Origin of the sequence: Pantoea sp. SM3 (assembly GCF_000963995.1) — a bacterium.
Classification (GTDB): domain Bacteria; phylum Pseudomonadota; class Gammaproteobacteria; order Enterobacterales; family Enterobacteriaceae; genus Pantoea; species Pantoea rwandensis_B.
In genome coordinates this window covers 35,128-52,896 of record NZ_JZRD01000018.1, presented here as the reverse complement: position 1 = coordinate 52,896, position 17,769 = coordinate 35,128, and the positions used below count along the sequence as shown (strand labels likewise).

Annotated in this window: 14 protein-coding genes; 5 read left to right on the top strand and 9 right to left on the bottom strand. The window is 55.2% G+C overall.

Annotation, left to right across the window (positions count from 1 at the left end):
* Position 1: 1 nt before the first annotated feature.
* The gene (locus tag VI01_RS12165; RefSeq protein WP_045815317.1) at positions 2-1,600 is read right to left on the bottom strand and encodes an ABC transporter substrate-binding protein; all 1,599 of its coding nucleotides are present in this window, start codon (positions 1,598-1,600) and stop codon (positions 2-4) included.
* A gap of 21 nt (positions 1,601-1,621) precedes the next feature.
* A complete protein-coding gene (locus VI01_RS12160) occupies positions 1,622-2,902 on the bottom strand; it encodes a M20 family metallopeptidase (RefSeq protein ID WP_045815316.1) in 1,281 nt (426 codons plus the stop codon).
* A 79-nt stretch (positions 2,903-2,981) separates the two neighbouring features.
* On the opposite strand from VI01_RS12160, the gene VI01_RS12155 reads away from it, so the two are divergent.
* Positions 2,982-3,752: a GntR family transcriptional regulator gene (locus VI01_RS12155; protein WP_045815315.1), complete on the top strand. Its 771-nt coding sequence runs from the start codon at positions 2,982-2,984 to the stop codon at positions 3,750-3,752.
* A gap of 129 nt (positions 3,753-3,881) precedes the next feature.
* Here VI01_RS12155 and VI01_RS12150 read toward each other — a convergent pair whose 3' ends face one another.
* Together VI01_RS12150 and VI01_RS12145 are read right to left on the bottom strand one after the other, a co-directional pair.
* A complete protein-coding gene (locus VI01_RS12150) occupies positions 3,882-5,249 on the bottom strand; it encodes an MFS transporter (RefSeq protein ID WP_197079592.1) in 1,368 nt (455 codons plus the stop codon).
* Positions 5,250-5,516: 267 nt separating this feature from the next.
* Positions 5,517-6,266: an IclR family transcriptional regulator gene (locus VI01_RS12145; protein ID WP_045815313.1), complete on the bottom strand. Its 750-nt coding sequence runs from the start codon at positions 6,264-6,266 to the stop codon at positions 5,517-5,519.
* Positions 6,267-6,513: 247 nt separating this feature from the next.
* Between VI01_RS12145 and VI01_RS12140 the strand changes: the two genes are divergently transcribed.
* Genes VI01_RS12140 through VI01_RS12130 form a run of 3 tightly spaced genes read left to right on the top strand, consistent with a single transcriptional unit; the run spans position 6,514 to position 11,924 of the window.
* Positions 6,514-7,857, top strand: coding sequence for an FAD-binding oxidoreductase (locus tag VI01_RS12140; RefSeq protein WP_045815312.1), 1,344 nt, complete (start codon positions 6,514-6,516; stop codon positions 7,855-7,857).
* Between the two features lie 8 nt (positions 7,858-7,865).
* Positions 7,866-9,917 (top strand): hydantoinase/oxoprolinase family protein, encoded by a 2,052-nt coding sequence (locus VI01_RS12135; protein ID WP_045815311.1) that lies wholly within the window; start codon positions 7,866-7,868, stop codon positions 9,915-9,917.
* Positions 9,918-9,932: 15 nt separating this feature from the next.
* Positions 9,933-11,924 (top strand): hydantoinase B/oxoprolinase family protein, encoded by a 1,992-nt coding sequence (locus VI01_RS12130; protein WP_045815310.1) that lies wholly within the window; start codon positions 9,933-9,935, stop codon positions 11,922-11,924.
* A gap of 62 nt (positions 11,925-11,986) precedes the next feature.
* On the opposite strand, the gene VI01_RS12125 is transcribed toward VI01_RS12130, so the two are convergent.
* Both VI01_RS12125 and VI01_RS12120 read right to left on the bottom strand, forming a co-directional pair.
* Complete coding sequence (locus VI01_RS12125) at positions 11,987-13,387, bottom strand: YfcC family protein (RefSeq protein ID WP_045815309.1); 1,401 nt, start codon at positions 13,385-13,387, stop codon at positions 11,987-11,989.
* Positions 13,374-14,513: a M20 family metallopeptidase gene (locus VI01_RS12120; protein ID WP_045815308.1), complete on the bottom strand. Its 1,140-nt coding sequence runs from the start codon at positions 14,511-14,513 to the stop codon at positions 13,374-13,376. The genes VI01_RS12125 and VI01_RS12120 overlap by 14 nt, the downstream gene beginning before the upstream one ends.
* Positions 14,514-14,623: 110 nt before the next feature.
* On the opposite strand from VI01_RS12120, the gene VI01_RS12115 reads away from it, so the two are divergent.
* Positions 14,624-15,541: a LysR family transcriptional regulator gene (locus VI01_RS12115; protein ID WP_045815307.1), complete on the top strand. Its 918-nt coding sequence runs from the start codon at positions 14,624-14,626 to the stop codon at positions 15,539-15,541.
* Here VI01_RS12115 and VI01_RS12110 read toward each other — a convergent pair.
* The 3 genes from VI01_RS12110 to VI01_RS12100 form a co-directional block, all read right to left on the bottom strand.
* Positions 15,538-15,987 (bottom strand): GNAT family N-acetyltransferase, encoded by a 450-nt coding sequence (locus tag VI01_RS12110; protein WP_045815306.1) that lies wholly within the window; start codon positions 15,985-15,987, stop codon positions 15,538-15,540. The two genes, VI01_RS12115 and VI01_RS12110, sit on opposite strands and share 4 nt — an antisense overlap.
* Positions 15,988-16,081: 94 nt before the next feature.
* The gene (locus VI01_RS12105; RefSeq protein WP_045815305.1) at positions 16,082-16,303 is read right to left on the bottom strand and encodes a hypothetical protein; all 222 of its coding nucleotides are present in this window, start codon (positions 16,301-16,303) and stop codon (positions 16,082-16,084) included.
* Between the two features lie 658 nt (positions 16,304-16,961).
* Entirely contained in the window at positions 16,962-17,660 is a 699-nt protein-coding gene (locus VI01_RS12100; protein ID WP_045815304.1) for a response regulator transcription factor, read from the bottom strand.
* Between the last annotated feature and the right edge of the window lie 109 nt (positions 17,661-17,769).

The following is a 17,769-nucleotide window of genomic DNA, read 5'->3' as shown; positions in this document are numbered from 1 at the left end:
CTTACACTGCACGCTTAGGCGCTTTGTCAGTTAACCAGGTATGGTCGAGACGGAACACCGCACCACGCGGATGCAGATGATATCCGCCGACGTAATCTCGGCTGGCAGCAAGCAGATCGAAGAAGGTCGGAATCAGCGAAGGCACTTCGTCATGCATCAATTGTTGTGCTTTGCCGTACAGCGTGGTGCGCTGGGCATCATCGTTGGTTTCACGGGCGGCGTTGACCGCACTATCGAAATCGGCGTTGTTCCAGCGTGTTTCGTTCCAGGACGCGGTCGAGGTGTAGAGCAGTGAGAACACCGCATCCGGCGTCGGTTGCATGTTGTAGAAACCGACGTAGAAATTGCCTTTTTTCCATACCTGATCGAGATACGTGCTGTGTGCCATGGTCTGCACTTCAATGCGGAAACCGCCTTGCTTGGCCATCTCACGCAGCGCGATACCCAACTGGGTGCGAGTCGCCGGTTTATCCGAGGCAATCAACGTTAAATCGAGGCCGTTGGGATAACCCGCGTCCGCCAATAAGGCTTTGGCTTTGCTGTAATCCACCGCTTTTTTCGCCAGGTTAGCGAAGTAAGGGTAAGAGGCGTTGATTGGCGTATCGTTGCCTGGCGAACCGAGGCCATCGGCAACAAAATCCACCGATGCCGGGCGATCAACGCACAGTGCCAGCGCCTGGCGCACGCGCACATCGTTAAACGGCTTTTGATCGCAGCCCATGTTCACATTGAGGAACTGACCGGATGCCACCCGCAGTGGCAACACACCGGACGATTTGGAGAGACGCGCAAATTCGCTCGACTGTGCACTCAGCATCAAATCGGTATCACCGGAGATCAGCGCCGAGCTTTCTGCGATGCCATCGGGATAGACCACCACTTCCACGCCATCCAGATAAGGACGCGCCGGGTCGTAATAATGCGGGTTGCGTTTCACCACGATTTTGCGTTCTGGATCGTAGGAAACCAGCTGGAACGGACCCGCGCCCAGCGAGGCTTTGGTGAGCTTGTCGTACTGACCCTGCGCAATGCTGGCAGGAATAATTTTGGCGTCTGGATAAGCCAGCATCACCGGCAAGTCAGCATAAGGGGCATCGGTTTCAATCAGCACGGTGTTGGCATCTGTGGCGCTCACCGCTTTGATCGGGCCGATGTTATGCAGGGCCGGTGACGCATTTTTCGGATCGAGCAGCGCCTGCAAGCTGGCCACCACATCTGCTGAAGTTAAGGCCGTGCCATCGCTGAACTTGAGGTTTGGACGCAGGGTGAAAGTCCACTGCTTGAGATCGGCGCTCGCCTGCCAGGATTGGGCCAGATCGGCTTCGGCTTTCATCTCCTGCGTCAGGCGCGTCAGGCCGCTGTAGAGCAACTCCGCGACAAGATATTCCGGGTTGACGCGCACCTGATGTGGATTCAGCACGCTGACCGCCTGATCGACACTAATACGCAGTACGCCGCCTTTACGTGGCGTGCCGCCCGGCGTCGCGCTGGTTACCGCTGCGGCATGGGCCGAGAACGACCAGGGCAGCATGGCTGCACCGGTCAGAGCGGTAGAGCTGGTGATAAACTGTCTGCGGTTTAACCCTTTCATCGCGCACATCTTCTCTTCCTCGTTAGTTTGTTAAATACCCTGGGTTGGCTGAAACTCATCGGCGAGATACGCCAGAATGGACTGCGAAAGTGCGATAACATCTGCCATCGTTGTGTACTCATCGGCGGCATGAATGCGGTTGTCGGGGCGGGCTAAACCGCCCAGTAAAATTTCCTGCATACCGGCCTGCTGGACCCAACCCATATCCGAACTGGTTGAGGATCCCCAGGGTTTAAACGCCTCCGCTTTAAAACCAAATCCCTGACTCAGTGCGGCCTGCCAGCGAGGCCAGTGCGGACCATCAGGATTGGCCACCGGGGCCAGATGACCAATCATTTGCACGCTGACATCCAGCGCAGGGCTGCCTTGCATCGCTTGATGGATGCAGTGGGTCAACTCCTGCCAGACATCGTCAAATGCCTCTTCCGGGGCATAACGTCGGTTGATCAGCAGTTCGAAGCGTTCGGGGATGGTCGAGCCTTTGCTGCCACCTTGTGCGGCAGCCAGCGTCAACAGTGAGGTCAGCGGTTTGCCCTGGTAATGCGGCGGTGCAGGCATTGCTGAGGCGCGCTGTTCCACTTCGCCTTTCAGTTGATAAAGCGCGTTCATCAGCGGCAGCGCGGCTTCAATGGCATTGATGCCGTGCAGCGGATCGCCGGAATGCGCGGAACGCCCGGTAATAATGATCTTGAGATCGATACTGCCAAAGCAGCCCGCCCAGATGCGGGGCACCGCGCCACCGTTGAAGCTCAACAGATGCCCGGCGAACCGCTGCTGTTCGGCGAGGTAGCGAATACCGGGATACAACCCGCCCTCTTCATCGGTACACAGCAGAAAGACCGGATTGAAACGCAGCGGCAGATTGCAGGCCTGCGCTGCACGAATCGCCGCCATCGCCGCCACAATCGTCCCTTTCATGTCCGCCGCACCGCGCCCAAACAACTTACCTTCGGCCACCGTCAGTGCCAGCGGAGGAAATCGCCAGCCATCCCCCGCAGGCACCGTATCAGTGTGAAAGTAGAGATTGCAGTTTTCGGCTGCGCCACAGTTAAGCGTTGCCAGCAAATTCACTCGTTCGCCGTACGCGCTGCCATCGGGCGCTTGCCAGAGATCTTCCGGCACTGAAACGCGCTCAAAGCTGAAGCTCATGGGCGTTAATAGCTGCGTCATCAGGTCGGCAAATTGCGCATAGCCATTGCCCGGTGGAAAGCAGGTATCCACGGCCAGCATGCGCTGCATATCGTCAGTTATCTGTGCGGTGTCATCCGCAATGCTCTCTAACGCACTGTTAAGGCGAGAATTCTGCAACATAGGATTATCGTCTGTTGTATTTCTATATAGTTTATAGATAATGCAATTCAAGGACGCAGGTCAATCGGTAATCGGAAACATGCAAAAAAACTATGACGCAGACGACACACCGCAATTCTCTCGTTTAAGCGAGGGAGAAGGCGCGCCGTTGTATGAAGTGGTGAAACGCCATATCAGCGAATCAATCCTGCAGGGTGAGCTACCTGCGGGCACGATCCTGCCGAGTGAAAACAGCCTGGCGTCGAAATTTGGCGTGTCGGTGGGAACGGTGCGCAAAGCGCTGGCCGCGTTGACCACCGAAGGGATGTTGATGCGCCGTCGCAAAACCGGCACGGTGGTGACTGGCTGGGCACCGCTGCACAACCTGAGCCACTTTTTCCAGTATTTTCGCCTGCACGATAACAGCGGCGGCTTGCTGCATTCAGAAACGACAGTGCTGGATTATCAGTTGAGCCAAGCCAACGAGCGGGAAGCAGAAAAACTGCAGATTGCCGCAGGAGATGACGTGATACGCCTGAAACGTACGCGTCGGGTGAAAGGTATTGCCGCCATGCATGAAACACTGATATTGCCTGCTGCGCGTCTGCCTGATTTCCCTCCCGCGGAACACTTGCCGCCGTTGCTCTACCGCTTTCTGTTCGAACAGTACGACGTCCGCGTAGCAGCGGTACGTGAGCAGATCACGGCACAGCTGGCGAATGAAGAAGATGCGACATTGCTGGAGCTGACATTGCCGCACGCGGTGATGGTGATAGATGAAGTGTCTTTTGACCAGAGTGCGATTCCGGTGATCCTTGCGCACCACCGTTTCAGCACCGAGCACTTCATGTATGTGAATGAGGTACGGTAAAACGGCTTCACCCCCTGAGATGCCAGGGGGCGTCACAGATTAAGGCACCTAAAACAGAGCACATCCTTACCCGGTGTTAATTCATCGGCAACCCCTGAAACGGCGACCGATGTCAGGTGATGTAACCGTTTATCGGCGCAGGCGCGCCGCGACCGGATTGCCCTGCGCAGCACTGCTTGCAAGCTGATAAGCGTTGTGCGAGGCGCGTTGCGGATAGCGGAAAAACAGCGCAATTGAAATGAATGAGACGATGGCCACGGCGGCAACATAATACACCAGCGTAAACGCACTGCCCGACCAGCCAATTAACGCCGCCCCAATCAGCGGTGCAGTGCCGCCAAACAACGCGGTACCGGTGTTGTACGCCATCGCACCGGCAGAAGCACGCATCTCTGCCGGGAACATATCGACCAGACTGATGGTCATTCCGCTGGTGACCATCGGGAAAACCATCACTGGCACAACCGCTGCAATAATGGCACTGCTTAACGTGCCATGCTCAGCATAGGTGAAAGCAAAGAACATCGCCGGAATCACCAGTATACAGCCCAGCAGCAACCAGCGTTTTCTGCCCACCACATCACTGAGATAGCCGTGCAATAGCGTGCTAAAAATCAGGACAAACTGCGAAACTAACACCGCCATTGCTGCATCGGTTTTGGCTAACCCGACAAACGTGGTGAGATACGTGGCGAAGAAGCCCAGAATCAGATAATTGGGCAGCGTATGGCTCATGAGTATCGACATGAACACCAGAATATTTTTCCACTGCGAGCGAATGACCTGAGTCACCGTTGGCGGGTTCAAACGCTGCTCCACACGCGCCCGTTCAACCGCGCGGAACTCCGGGCTCTCATCAAGTTTGCGGCGAATCAGTAGCCCGACGAGTCCCAACGGAAGGCCGATGGCAAACAGCACGCGCCAGCCCCACTCCTCCATTTGTGTCGCCGTGATTAACGAAGACAGCAGGGTGTAGAGGCCAATAGCGATCACCGTGCCGATATAGGCACCTATGGGTGAGAATGAAGCACGAAAAGCGCGGCGTTTTTGATCGCTGTTTTCGACGATGTAATCTGTGGCTGTCGCGTATTCGCCGCCAGCGAAAAAGCCCTGAATCAGTCGGCAAATCACCAGCAGTACGGTGGCGCTGGTGCCTGCCTGCGCGTAAGTGGGGAGAAGAGCGGTCAAACCGGTTACCACACTCATGCCGGTGATAGTAATCATTAACACCGAACGCCTGCCCCAGCGATCGCCCGCCAATCCCAGCACGATGCCACCAATCGGGCGCACCAGAAAACTCGATGCATAAAGCAGTAATACCGAGAGCAGTGCCGTCAATGGCGCATCCTGCGGGAAAAAGATCCGTGAAATCACACTGGCCAGTAGGCCGTAGAGGGCAAAGTCGAGAAACTCGACCAGATTGCCGGCAACAGCACCGATCAGCGTTTTGCGCTGCATTTCAGGTGTCACCTGAGGAAGCGTGGCAGAAGTTGTCATGGTTAACCCCATCTTCACCGCATAACAGCACGGTCAGTGAACGTGACTCAGAATGAATTTAATCATTCCACATTACGGCATGGCATTCCGTTAATTACGTTAGTTGAGTGAAAATTAGACGTCAATATGCGGGTGAGAGGATTTCGCTATAGGTCACACGGAGATTGAGCAGGAGGGCGAAAAGGGAGAGGAGTCGATTTATTTAGTACAAAAACAACATGTTAGGATGAAATGACCACACCTCAGTGTGGTCATTGCGTCATGCCGTTAACCTCTGGCATTTCTCTGGAAGCCAATTGCCTGGGCAGCCTGAACGGTTAGCGCGCCCCACTCTGCGATTTTTTCTTCATGGTAACGAGAGTCCGGCATCGAGATGCAGATACTGGCGACCGGCTGGTGGGCAGCATCAAAAATGGGTGCCCCGATAGCGAAAATACCGGAGCGATAATAGCCACGGTTGATGGAGTACCCGCGCTCACGCACCTGCTTCAGTTCTGCGCGAAGTTTATCGGCATCGGTGATGGTCGCCGGGTTAAAGGCACTCAGCTCGCCGGTAAGGATATTTTCAAGCTGGCTTTCCGGTAAGAACGCCAAAATCGCCATGCCGTTTGCCGTGGAGTGAATGGGTGCAATATCCCCAATTGGGCTCACCGCGCGAACGGGATGCGGACTTTCCAGCCTGTCGATCACCACCACCGCGCCATTGCCGTCATACACCGACACGTACACCGTCTCCTGCGTACTATTGCGCAACTCTGCCATCGGATCCTGGACGGCAGCAGACAGCCCGCCTCCCGCCAGCTCGATCGGCCGCACGCTGAGCACACGCGGGCTGACAGTCCAGCGCGGCATGTCGCCTTCAATCAATCGTAACCAACCTGCCTCATGAAAGGTCCAGAGAATGCGCTGCACGGTGGTTTTTGGCATCGACATCATTTTGGCCAACTCGCCCACACTGATCGGCTGTTTCTCGGCCACCATCTCCAGCACTTTCAGGCTTTTAATCAGGCTCTGCATACTCCACCCTCCCTACTTAATGACTTCATTGTCTCAACTTGCTGTGCCGTAATATGGCACAGCCTGCCCTCTCCCGCTCGGCGTTTTGCCCGTGAGCCGATCACAATTTCCTCCGAATGCTTAATTTTTGTGCTTGCAGGGCAGATAAAATCATGTCACGTTAAATTTATGGAATGGCATTCCTTATTGTGGAACGGCTAAGTTTTCAGCCGCTGAATTCATCAATGATGTTTAGCGAGGCGGAGTGATGGCAGGTCATCAGTCGATATTTACCGAAGATTTTAAGGCGGCACCCTATTGGTGGGAGCAGTGGCAGCCGCAGGATGCGTTGCCCAGTGAGGTTCCGCCTGAAACGGAATACGTGATTATTGGCGCTGGCTATGCCGGGCTGTGCTGTGCATTGACGCTGGCGCAACACGGCAATCAGGTGGTGATTCTGGAAGCCGGCCTACCGGGCAGTGGCGCGAGTACCTTGAGCGGCGGTCAGGTCACTGGCGGCATCAACGTGGGCAAGACCATGTCGGCAAAAAAGGGATTGCGGCAGAGCGATGAGCAACTGAAGCGCGACTTGTTGCTGGAGGCGGCTGACGGTTATCGCTATCTGGAAGATCTGATCGCACAACATCACATCGCCTGCGATTATCGACAAACCGGTCGCCTCGCCGCCGCGTGGATACCGCAACATCTGGAGAGCTGGAAAAAGCGGTTGCCGCTGCTAAACAGCGTGAGCCAGGTGCAGGCGCGCATACTGACGCGCGATGAACTGCGCGCCGAGTTGGATAGCCCGGCCTATCACGGCGGCGTGCTGATTGAGCGTGCTGGTCTGCTCAATCCCGCGCTTTATTACGCAGGTTTGCTGGATGCGGTGCGCAAAGCTGGCGTGGTGGTTTGCAGTGGTTCTGCGGTGAGTCGTATTGAGAAACACAGGGCGCATTACCAGGTTGATTCTCTGCGCGGCCGTCTCAACGCGCGTCAGGTGATTATCGCCACCAATGGCTATACCGGGCCAGAAATGGCGCACTTACGCGCACGCGTGGTACCCGTCACCAGCCATCAGATTGCCACTGAACCGTTATCCGCAGATTTACGACGCACGCTGATCCCGCATCAGCGCGGCATCGCGGAAACCCAACGCGTCACGCACTATTTTCGTTATTCACCCGATGGCTCTCGTCTGCTGTTTGGGGGGCGCGCGCGCTTCTACGCCCTTGATCGCCAGCAGTCTGCGCGCGTGCTACATCAACATCTGACACAACGTTTCCCTCAGTTACGCGACATCAAAATCAGCCATAGCTGGGGCGGTAAAGTCGCCGTCACGCTCGACTATCTGCCGCATATCGGCCAGACGCCGCAAGGCTGTTTTTATGCCGTGGGCTGTAACGGCAGCGGTGTCACCATGATGAGTTGGCTAGGCCATCGATTAGCTCGTCACCTGATTGAAAACACACCGCTCAACGCAAGTCCTTATGGGGTATCGCCGCTGCCCGGCCACCCGCTCTACACCGGCAACACCTGGTTTATGCCGCTGCTTGGCAGCTACTACCAGGTGCGCGATCGCCTGGATAAATCCGCTCATCCGCAAACCAATTAGGAGGAAGTATGGGACTACGCATTGGTGTCGATATCGGCGGCTCGTTTACCGACTTCGCCGTTTTCAACGAAGCATCGGGTCAGTTGCACAGCCTAAAAGTGTTTTCACGACCCGATGATCCGGGCCAGGAAGTGCTGCACGGCGTTCAGGAGTTAGTGAAGCGCTATGGGATCGATCCCGCCGATATTGACTATTTCACCCACGGCACCACCGTTGGCGTGAATGCCGTGGTGCAGAAAAAAGGCGCGAAGCTGGGGCTGATCACCAATCGCTATTTCGAGGATGTGCTGGCACTTGGCAGGCTGAAGACGCCGGATATGTACAGCCTGCATTCGCTGCGTCCGGAACCCCTGGTGTCGCGCGAAAATGTGTTTGGCATTGACGGTCGAATGGATGCGAGCGGAAAAGAACTCGCGCCGATTGCAGAACAGAGTGTACTGGCCGCTGTCGCGGGCTTGCGCGATGCAGGCTGTGAAGGTGTGGTGATTGCCCTGCTGCATGCCTATCGCAATCCCGAACATGAGAAGCAGGTTCAGGCTCTGATTGCAGCGGCCGTGCCAGGCTTTTTTGTCTGCTGCTCCAGTGATGTCTGGCCAACTATCCGCGAATTCGAGCGTACGCAAACCGCCGTGATTGGTGCCTATGTTCAGCCACGCGTCGCGCATTATCTCGGTGCTTTGCAGCAGGCACTGACGCAAGCAGGCGTGACCGCTGAGCTGAAAGTCACCAAGTCCAATGGCGGCGTGATGAGCGCAGAGCGCGGTAAAGCCGAGTGCGTGCAGATAATCTTGTCGGGAACCGCATCGGGTGTGATGGGCGCAGCCTGGGTGGCACGCCAGTGCGGTCGTGAGAACGTCATGAGTCTGGATATTGGCGGCACCACCGCCGATGTGGCGCTGATCGTCAACGGGGAAGCGCAATATGACACCGGTGAGTATATCGGTGACTACCAGATTCATATTCCGTCCGTATCCGTCACATCGATTGGTGATGGCGGCGGTTCTGTGGCGCGCGTTGATGAGTTTGGCGTGCTCAAAGTTGGGCCAGAAAGCGCAGGCTCAACGCCTGGGCCAGTGTGTTATGGACGAGGCGGCACGCAGCCCACGATTACCGATGCTTTCGTGTCATTGGGCATTCTTGGCCAGGCAAAGTTGGGCTACAACGCGGTGAATGTGGATGTCGCCGCCGCCAAAACCGCAATAGGATCGCTGGCCGATCGGCTGGGTCAATCCATCGAAGCAACGGCGGAAGCGATCATCAACGTTTCCGTGTCCGGCATGTACGCGGGAATTAGCCGACTGGTTTCCCGCTTCGGTATCGACCCGCGCGCCTTTTCCCTGATGCCTTTTGGCGGTGCAGGCCCGATGATGGCCTGTTATCTGGCGCGTGCAATGCACATGCGTGAAGTGCTGGTGCCGCTGACGCCCGGCGTGCTAAGTGCATTAGGCGGTCTGGTTGCCGATGTGAAAAACGATTTTGTTCGCATCATTTATGGTGATTTAAGCGCAGAGAGCTTGCCACACCTCGAAGCTGAATATCAGCAGCTCGAACAACAAGCGCGCGAATGGCTGAGCCACGAAGTCAGTGATGCCAGCCAGGGCCAGTTTAGCCTTTCTGCGGAGATGCGGTACAAGGGACAGTCGTTTGAGATCGCCACGCCGTTGCAGCGGGATGATTTAGCCAACGGCAACCTGTTATCAATGCGTGAAGCCTTCCATGCGCAACATCATCATTTATATGCCTACAGCGACCGTGATGCGCAGATTCAGGTGGTATCCCTGCGTCTGGTGGTCAGCATGCCGACACCGAAGCCGCAACTCGAACCTTTGCCGCACTCTGACGCCGCACCGATCCCCGCTGAGCATATTGATGTGTGGATGTCGGGCCGTTATCTCACCGTGCCACTTTACCAGCGTGAGCAGCTTGCGGGCGGTCAGTCATTTACCGGACCCGCGGTGATTACCCAGTCCGACACCACTGTCGCCGTATTACCCGATTTCCGCGCCCAGGTGGATGCGCTCGGCAATCTTATCCTCACTGACCTCACCCACACGGCTTAATAAAGGAGTCGCGATATGGCTTTTGATACTTCAGGTCTGCAGATTCTGGCTAACTACTGTGTGGCGGCAGCAGAAAGCATGGCCCATACGCTGGTGCGCACCGCACATTCGACTTTTGTCAAAGAGACGGAAGACTTCTCCTGTGCCCTGCTCACCCCCGAAGGCCTGGCATTTGCTTCGCCGAAAACCTTAGGTGCCACCTGGTATATCGGTCTCGATTACGGACCGGTACTCGGCATGATCGAGGACTATCGCCCCGGCGATGTGGCGATGACCAACGATGCTTACAGCGGTAACGTTGCAACACACAGCCCGGATATGGTGATGTGGAAACCGGTGTTCTGGCAAGGCAAGCTGGTGTGTTTTGTTGGCGGTCATATTCATAATACCGATGTGGGCGGGGCCGTGCCCGCCTCGCTGTCGCGCACGCTGACGGAGATCCATCAGGAAGGCATCCGTATCCCACCGACGAAGATCGTGCGTGAAGGCGTGCTGGATGAAGCGTTGCTCGCGTTGATCAAAACCAATGTGCGTGCGCCGGAACAGAATATGGGTGACCTGCATGCGCAACTGGCGATGCTGGCCAATGGCGAAAAACGCGTGCTGGAGATGATCGCGCATTTCGGTGTGGAAGATTTTCAGCAAGGTATGGTGGCCCTGCTCGATTATGCCGCGCAGCAGGCACAACGCATCCTCGAGAGCGTGCCTGATGGCGATTACTTCTTCGCGGAATACGCTGACGAAGACAGTGTGAACGGCAAACCGATGCGCGTGGCGATAACGCTGAAAATTCGCGGCGGCCGCGCCATCCTTGATTACACCGGCAGCGATCCGCAATTGCTTTCATCCTTGAATATGCCGACCGGCGGCATGACGCGTCACGCGCTGGCGCTGGTCGGCTATCACTATGTGCTCTATACCCTGAATCCCGATATTTTGCTCAACGCGGGGCTGGATCGTGTCGTCGAATGTGTGCTGCCCGAAGGCAGCGTGATGAATGCCGTTTACCCGGCGGCCGTCGGCATGCGCAGTCTGACCTGTAAGTTAACGCATGTATTGACCTTTGGCGCGTTTTCACAAGCGATCCCTGACCGTTTGCCTGCCTGCGCGGCCTGTGGATTGGCGATTCTGAACGTTAAAACCACCAACACCTCGGGCCGACCGGTGATCGCTTCCATTGGTCCGGTGGGCGGCGGTGCGGGCGGCATGCCGTTCGGTGACGGAGAAGAGGGATCGGGGGCTAACGTGGCCTTTCTGCGCAATACGCCAGTGGAGATTAACGAAGCGGAAGTGCCGATTCGTATCACCCGCTACTGTCTGGTACCCGACTCCGGTGGTGCAGGAAAATATCGCGGTGGCTCCGGGCTAATGATGGAGTTTCAGGTGTTTGCACCTGATACCACCGTGACGGCGCGCAACCGCGATCGCACCCACTTTGCTTCCTGGGGCGTCCTTGGCGGGAAAGCGGGCAGTAATGCCATTTTTGTGAAAAACCCGCAGAGCGAAGCACCAGAAATGCTCGGCAATAGCGATGTGATTCGTTGCCAGGCAGGAGATGTGATTCGATTAACGGGAGCCGGTGGCGGCGGATATGGTTCACCGCTGGAGCGTGATCCCCAGCAGGTGTTATCAGACGTGAAAAGCGGTTACGTTTCTTCGGCGCGTGCCGAGCAAGATTACGGTGTGGTGATCCGCGAGGGTGAACTGGACGTGGAAGCCACGCAGATGACACGCAACCAACGCTCTGCGACAGCCGCCAGTGTGGCACATTTTGACTTTGGCCCATGGCGTACTCGCTTTGAGCAGAGCTGGACGCCGGAGCGATATCGGGCACTGACTGATATCTTGTCTCGCGTGCCGGTCATATGGCGTTTTCATATCAAGCATCGCCTGTTTGATGCGCTTGCCGCTGCGGAAGCCAGGGGACAAACCGCTCAGGGCGGTCAGGTGATCTATCAACTCTTTGACGAATTAAGTGAGGAGTTCCGGGATTTCCTGCAGGCGTAACGAGGCCTAAAGCAGCAAAAAAAGGGATGCTATCGTCAGCATCCCTTCTCGTTTTCACCGGGTTAGAACGGACCCCAGTTGATCGCCACGCCAATCAGCAGCGTCACCACGCAAATCACAAACCAGATGGCGACGACCGGTGCCACGAATTTAAGCCACTTGCCGAACGAGATATTGGCGGTCGCCAGCGCCGCCATCAGCACGCCGGATGTCGGGCTGATGGAATTCACAATCCCTTCGCCCAGCAGCACGGTCTGCACCGTGACCTGACGTGTCAAACCCAGGTTATCACCCAGCGGGGAGAAAATCGGAATCAACAACGCTGACTCGCCCGAACCGGACGAAATGCCGAAGTGCATCAGTGCGGCGCTGATAAACATGCCCACAGCGGCAATCGCGGGCGGAACCGGCGCCAGCAAGTCTGACAGGAAGCCGACAATCGGATCGAGGATATTGCCCTGTTGCAGCACCACCGAAATCGCACCTGCCATCCCGACAATAAAGCCGCCTTTGACTAGCTGAGAGCAGCCGGACAGGAAGGTGTTAGCAATAGCAGAACCGGACAAACGACCAATCAAACCGACCATAATCGACAGGATGATAAACATCGCTGACATCTCATTGGTGGCCCAATGCAGTTGCACCGTGCCCACCATAAACAGAATCAGCGTCACCGCGCAGGTCAGCAGAATCAGTTTATGACGACCGGTAATCGCCAGCGGTTCAGCGCTTTCTACGGTTTTGTCCGCACGCACCTGACCATTTTTACGCATGCGCTTCACGGTAATGATCAGATAAATCGCCACCGTTAACACAAACAGCAGGTTGGTGATGCCGCGCAGTAACATGCCCGAGAACAGCGGCAACTGCGCCAGATGCTGTGTCAGACCGGTGGTTGCCGGGCCGAGAAACGCCACGTTGAACCCTGCCGCGCAGGTCAGGTAGATCAGCGCCATGCCGATCACCGGCGGCAAGCCTAACGAACGCGCCACCAGCAGACCAATCGGCACAAAGGCCACCACCGAGTTTTGCACCACGCCGGTACTGCCAAGGATGGCGAAGATCACCGCGAAAATCAGGATCAGACGGGTATCGCTGATTTTGGTACTGCGTGACAACGAATTCAGCGCCGTGGCAATCGCGCCGGTGGCTTCAATCACCGCCAGCAGCCCGCCGGTAAACAGAATCAGGAAAATGATCGGTGCTGCTTTGATCACGCCTTGCACGATGGCCATGAAAATCTCGCCGGGATAAACACCGGTACGCGCCACTTCATGCAAACTGCCTTTAATGGCAAAGGTCACGCCATTGCGGGTTTCGTGATCAAACTTGCCCGCCGGGATAATCCAGGTCGCGACCGCAGCCAGCACCAGAATGATAAACAGCAGCAGATAAGGGCTCTGCTCACTCTTTTTCCCTGCGGGTTGCATCGCACTATTTTTCTCAACATTAACCTGCGACATGGTTTTCCCCCAGCATCAAGCCCGCCACCAGCGCGGTGCGTGAGGCAATATCGGCAATGATGATGTGTTCGTGACGCGCGTGAATACCTGCGCCGGTCGCACCCAGGCCATCTAAAGTTGGGATACCCAACGCCGCAGTGAAATTGCCATCGCTGCCGCCACCGACCGATTGACCTTCCACGCTGAAGCCGATCTGTTGTGCCACGGCTTGCGCACGCTGCAGGATAGCCCGCGACTCTGCACTCTGGCGCATCGGCGGACGGGATTGTGCGCCGGTAATCTCCAGCTTAATGCCCGGTAAGTGCGGCTGAATCTCGGTGATCTCGGCGTGAATGCGCTGCGCTTCCTCTTCGCTGGTAACGCGCGTATCGATGCCCAGTACCGCTTTATCCGCCACCACGTTGATGCGATTTCCGCCTTGCGCAATACCCACGTTGACGGTAGTGCCACGATCCGGTGCATTTAATCCATGCAGGAACAGCACCTGATGCGCCATCTCCTGTACCGCGCTGATACCTTCTTCAGGATTGTTACCCGCATGCGCGGCCTGCCCGGTGATCACGATTTGATACTGGCCCGTGCCTTTGCGCGCCACCTTCAGTGCGCCGGTGCCAGCCACGGCCGGTTCCACCACCAACACTTGCGATGATCCCAGCGCATGACGAGACAGCCATTCACTGGAGCTTGGGCTGCCCACCTCTTCGTCGCTGCCACACAGGAAAACGATGCGTTTCCCTGCCAGCAAATCCTGTTCTTTTAACGCGCGTGCCGCCCAAATCGACTGCACCAGTCCGGCTTTCATGTCCAGAATGCCGGGACCGTAGAATTTGCCATCTTCCTCGCGCATCGACAATTCGCCTTCATCCCAGACGGTATCAAAATGGCCTAGCACCACGGTTTGATCCTCGCCTGAACCCAGCGTGAATTTAAGATGGTTGCCGTAGTGTTCCTGTACATCGATTTCAGCATCAATACCCAGACGCTCAGCAAACAGGGCACGCAGCACGTCGCCACAGCGATCCACCGCTGCCTTGTTCATTGACGGTGACTCAGCTGCCACCAGGGTTTTAATATCTGAGAGAATGTCGTCTGAATGCTGTTGCAAATAACTTATTATATTTTTCATTACTTCTGTCCTCACCAAGTGAATCCCGAGTATGAGGATAAAATTGCGCTTAAAAAATGGGTATAAAACGTTATTATTGTTGACCTGAGAACAACAGATAATGAAAACCTATGGCAATGCTGCTCTATCCTGACAAGTCCATAAGATACTTGTATGAAGTCGGTGTTCATGGCGGCATTCGTCGCGCGGCGGAGGCGCTGGATGTGGATCCCGCAGCCATCAGTCGTCAACTTTCGCAGCTGGCGCGTGATATGCAATTGCCGCTGCTGGAGCGGCGCGGACGCAATGTTGTGCTGACCGAAGCGGGGAAATTGCTGGCTGAAGATTATGCGCAAACGCATCAGCGCAGAAGCCACCTGGAAAGACGTCTGCGTGATTTGCGCCATAAACGCGGCGGCTCGATCCGCATGCGTGTCGGCCAGGGGATGGTCGATGAGGTGGTGAAGTATGTCTTGCGGCCTTTTTCGCAAAGCTACCCTGAAGTGTTCATCGATATTTTATCCGGCGATATGCAAACCACGGTGAGCCTGATCACCCGTGGCGAAGTGGATATGGCCGTAGGCTTTGGCCCTCTTGGTCCGCCCGGCGTGAAGTGTCACAGTTATCTGCGCGGCCCCATCTGCGCCATTGTGCATCGTGATCACCCTATCGGATTGTATCAACAGGTAGAGGTCAGCGATCTTGCCGAATATCCGCTGATTGGCATGGATAAAGACTTTGGTATTCAGAGCTATATGAATGTCATGTTTAATCAGGAAGGATTGGTGTTCACGCCCGCCTACAGCTGCAACCTGTTTTCCAGTGCGATTGCGCTGAGCCAGGCGGGAATGGGCATTGCCTTTATGACGACGAAAGTGGTGGAAGACGCCCTGGTGTCACGCAATCTGATCGCGGTGCCGATCAATCATCGCATCGCCCGCGAGAGCCAATGCCATCTGTTACGCAGCGCCGACCACCGCTTTACCCCTGCTGCGCAGCACCTTTGGCAGCTGCTGTGCCAGTTTTTTGACGGAACGGGCGCGAATTAAAGGGTTTTACTGAGACAGATAGACTCGGATCTCCCCACATAAGGGCCGTAATTATCTATCTGTTGAAAGCCCTGCTTCAGATAAAACAACACCGCACGCGTGTTGATGACACGCGTTGAGAGCCGAATATCTTTATAGCCCGCTTTTGCCGCCCACTCTTGCAGATAATCCAAAAGCGCCGCCCCCACGCCGGATACGCTGCGATCTGAATACATGCGTTTCAGTTCTGCGACGTCATCCGACAGCGGCCGCAGTGAAGCACAGCCTACTGCTCTGCCCTGTTGATCTTTTGCCAACACCCAGATGGATCGCTTTGCATCAATCGCTTCAGCGCTAAAGTGGCTTTTGCCGTTGTTCCCGGTAATCGCCGACAACTCGGTAGAGAGCTGTTCAATCAGACGTTGAGATTCAGGTGCAAAAGGATCGGCGGGTTCGATAGTGATCATGATGGGCTATCTTCCTGATAGGCGGGCGATGACGCTCATCGCCTCCGGTTAAACCTGCATTGAACACGTTAAACCGGAAGCGCATCTCTGCCTATTACTTTTGCTGCTGCTGTTTGGCTGCAGCTTCTTTTTTCTGCTTACTGGCCATGTGATGGCCCACAATACAGCCCCCAACCGCACCCATCACGGCATGGTGCGCAACATGTCCCGCTGCGGCACCCATCATCGCGCCTTTCAGGCATCCTTGTGCTTCAGCCTGAGCGTTGACGGCTAAAAACAGGCCTAAAGTGATGACCAGTTTTGACAGATTTTTCATACAACTGTGGTTCCGAAAAGGGATGAAGCTGAGTACGTTACCGATAAATTTGTACGAATTCGTGCACTATTCGCTGAGGCGCAGGATTGAATGAAGGCTGTTGATGAATGGTTGTGGATTGGGTGTGCCGGGAAGGGTTCTCATTGAGACTGTGGGTGATGTAGGCCGACCGCGTCAATAAAATCCCCGTTGCCGCCTCTTCTCAACAAACTGCACCGCGTGACGCCCACGCTTCGCACCATTGACCTTCAGCTCTACCGTACTGTTGCAGGGCATAAAAGGCGGTGCTGGCGCGAGCTCGGTAACCAGCGAAGCCGCTAGCCCCTTTTGCTTTAAGTGATTCCACATCAAATCAGGAAAACGACTCCGCCCCTGTAAGCGTACCGCATAACACCCCAAATACGGCAATTACCAAGCGCGATCTGTTAAATGGCTTTAATTTCGGGGAAGGTTTCATTGCTGTTATGTCACTCACTGCGCGTCATACGGCTTTTCGCTGTGTAAGCGAGGGCCACTGCTATCCTCACCAGAGTTGATAAACTAGCTGCTCGAACTTTAATACTCATACGTATTGAAAAAGGTAACGTATCCATAAAATTTATGCTTCCTGATTGACGTAAAACCATCCGGCCGCTGCTGAATGAAAAAAAAGTGAATATTAGAAAAGATGGTCGCGGTATTTAAACAATTCTAAATCGGTGGTCAACCCCAGTTTTTTCATCCCCGATTGTTTGTGCCCGCTGATGGTTTTACGACTGCGTTTTAATTTTTCCGCGATCTCAATCACCTGCATGCCATCGAGGAAACAGCGAATCACTTCGGCTTCACGTGGCGATAACAGCGTATCCAGGTGAGAAATCTTATCGCCGTTGGCGTGATACAGCGGTCCATCTAATACCGCGCCATCGCACTTACGCACCGGTATTTTTCTTAATTCACTTTCAATGTTATCTGGAATAAAGCGCAGCCCGCTGTCAATCACGCGAATGGCATCAAAATACACCTGCGCCTCTTCACGTTTAGAAATATAGCCTTTGATTCCACTCATAAAGGCAGCGCGTATTACCGCCAGGCTTTCCATGGATGACGAGAGTAAAATTTTTAATTTTGGATGACGTAATAAAATCTGTTTTATCAACGACAAGCCATCTAGCTCATCGCCACCCAAAATATAATCCAGCACCAGCACATCAGCAGAGTTCTTCTGCAACCATGTTAAGAGTTCGCGGCTATGGGCAAAACTACCGATAATCTGCATATCAGGATATTTTCGGGCCGCCAATTCCAGTGATAATCGAATCATCGGGTGGTCATCCAGTAATACCACCGCTATTTTTTCACCCGCGTAACGGATCATCCGTTTAAACCTCATTAGTCAGCCAGAATAAACACCAAAATACATTTTATTGCGCGCGGATCGTAACGCAAGGCGAGACTATTCTGAGTCAACGGTTACTGATTGAACG

Bases quoted from the DNA above. Each gene is read 5' to 3' on its own strand.
- VI01_RS12130 (WP_045815310.1), top strand. From the start codon at position 9,933: ATGGCTTTTGATACTTCAGGTCTGCAGATTCTGGCTAACTACTGTGTG.
- VI01_RS12120 (WP_045815308.1), bottom strand. From the start codon at position 14,513: ATGAAAAATATAATAAGTTATTTGCAACAGCATTCAGACGACATTCTC.
- VI01_RS12125 (WP_045815309.1), bottom strand. From the start codon at position 13,387: ATGTCGCAGGTTAATGTTGAGAAAAATAGTGCGATGCAACCCGCAGGG.
- VI01_RS12110 (WP_045815306.1), bottom strand. From the start codon at position 15,987: ATGATCACTATCGAACCCGCCGATCCTTTTGCACCTGAATCTCAACGT.
- VI01_RS12100 (WP_045815304.1), bottom strand. From the start codon at position 17,660: ATGATCCGTTACGCGGGTGAAAAAATAGCGGTGGTATTACTGGATGAC.
- VI01_RS12165 (WP_045815317.1), bottom strand. From the start codon at position 1,600: ATGTGCGCGATGAAAGGGTTAAACCGCAGACAGTTTATCACCAGCTCT.
- VI01_RS12160 (WP_045815316.1), bottom strand. From the start codon at position 2,902: ATGTTGCAGAATTCTCGCCTTAACAGTGCGTTAGAGAGCATTGCGGAT.
- VI01_RS12135 (WP_045815311.1), top strand. From the start codon at position 7,866: ATGGGACTACGCATTGGTGTCGATATCGGCGGCTCGTTTACCGACTTC.
- VI01_RS12140 (WP_045815312.1), top strand. From the start codon at position 6,514: ATGGCAGGTCATCAGTCGATATTTACCGAAGATTTTAAGGCGGCACCC.
- VI01_RS12105 (WP_045815305.1), bottom strand. From the start codon at position 16,303: ATGAAAAATCTGTCAAAACTGGTCATCACTTTAGGCCTGTTTTTAGCC.
- VI01_RS12145 (WP_045815313.1), bottom strand. From the start codon at position 6,266: ATGCAGAGCCTGATTAAAAGCCTGAAAGTGCTGGAGATGGTGGCCGAG.
- VI01_RS12155 (WP_045815315.1), top strand. From the start codon at position 2,982: ATGCAAAAAAACTATGACGCAGACGACACACCGCAATTCTCTCGTTTA.
- VI01_RS12115 (WP_045815307.1), top strand. From the start codon at position 14,624: ATGGCAATGCTGCTCTATCCTGACAAGTCCATAAGATACTTGTATGAA.
- VI01_RS12150 (WP_197079592.1), bottom strand. From the start codon at position 5,249: ATGACAACTTCTGCCACGCTTCCTCAGGTGACACCTGAAATGCAGCGC.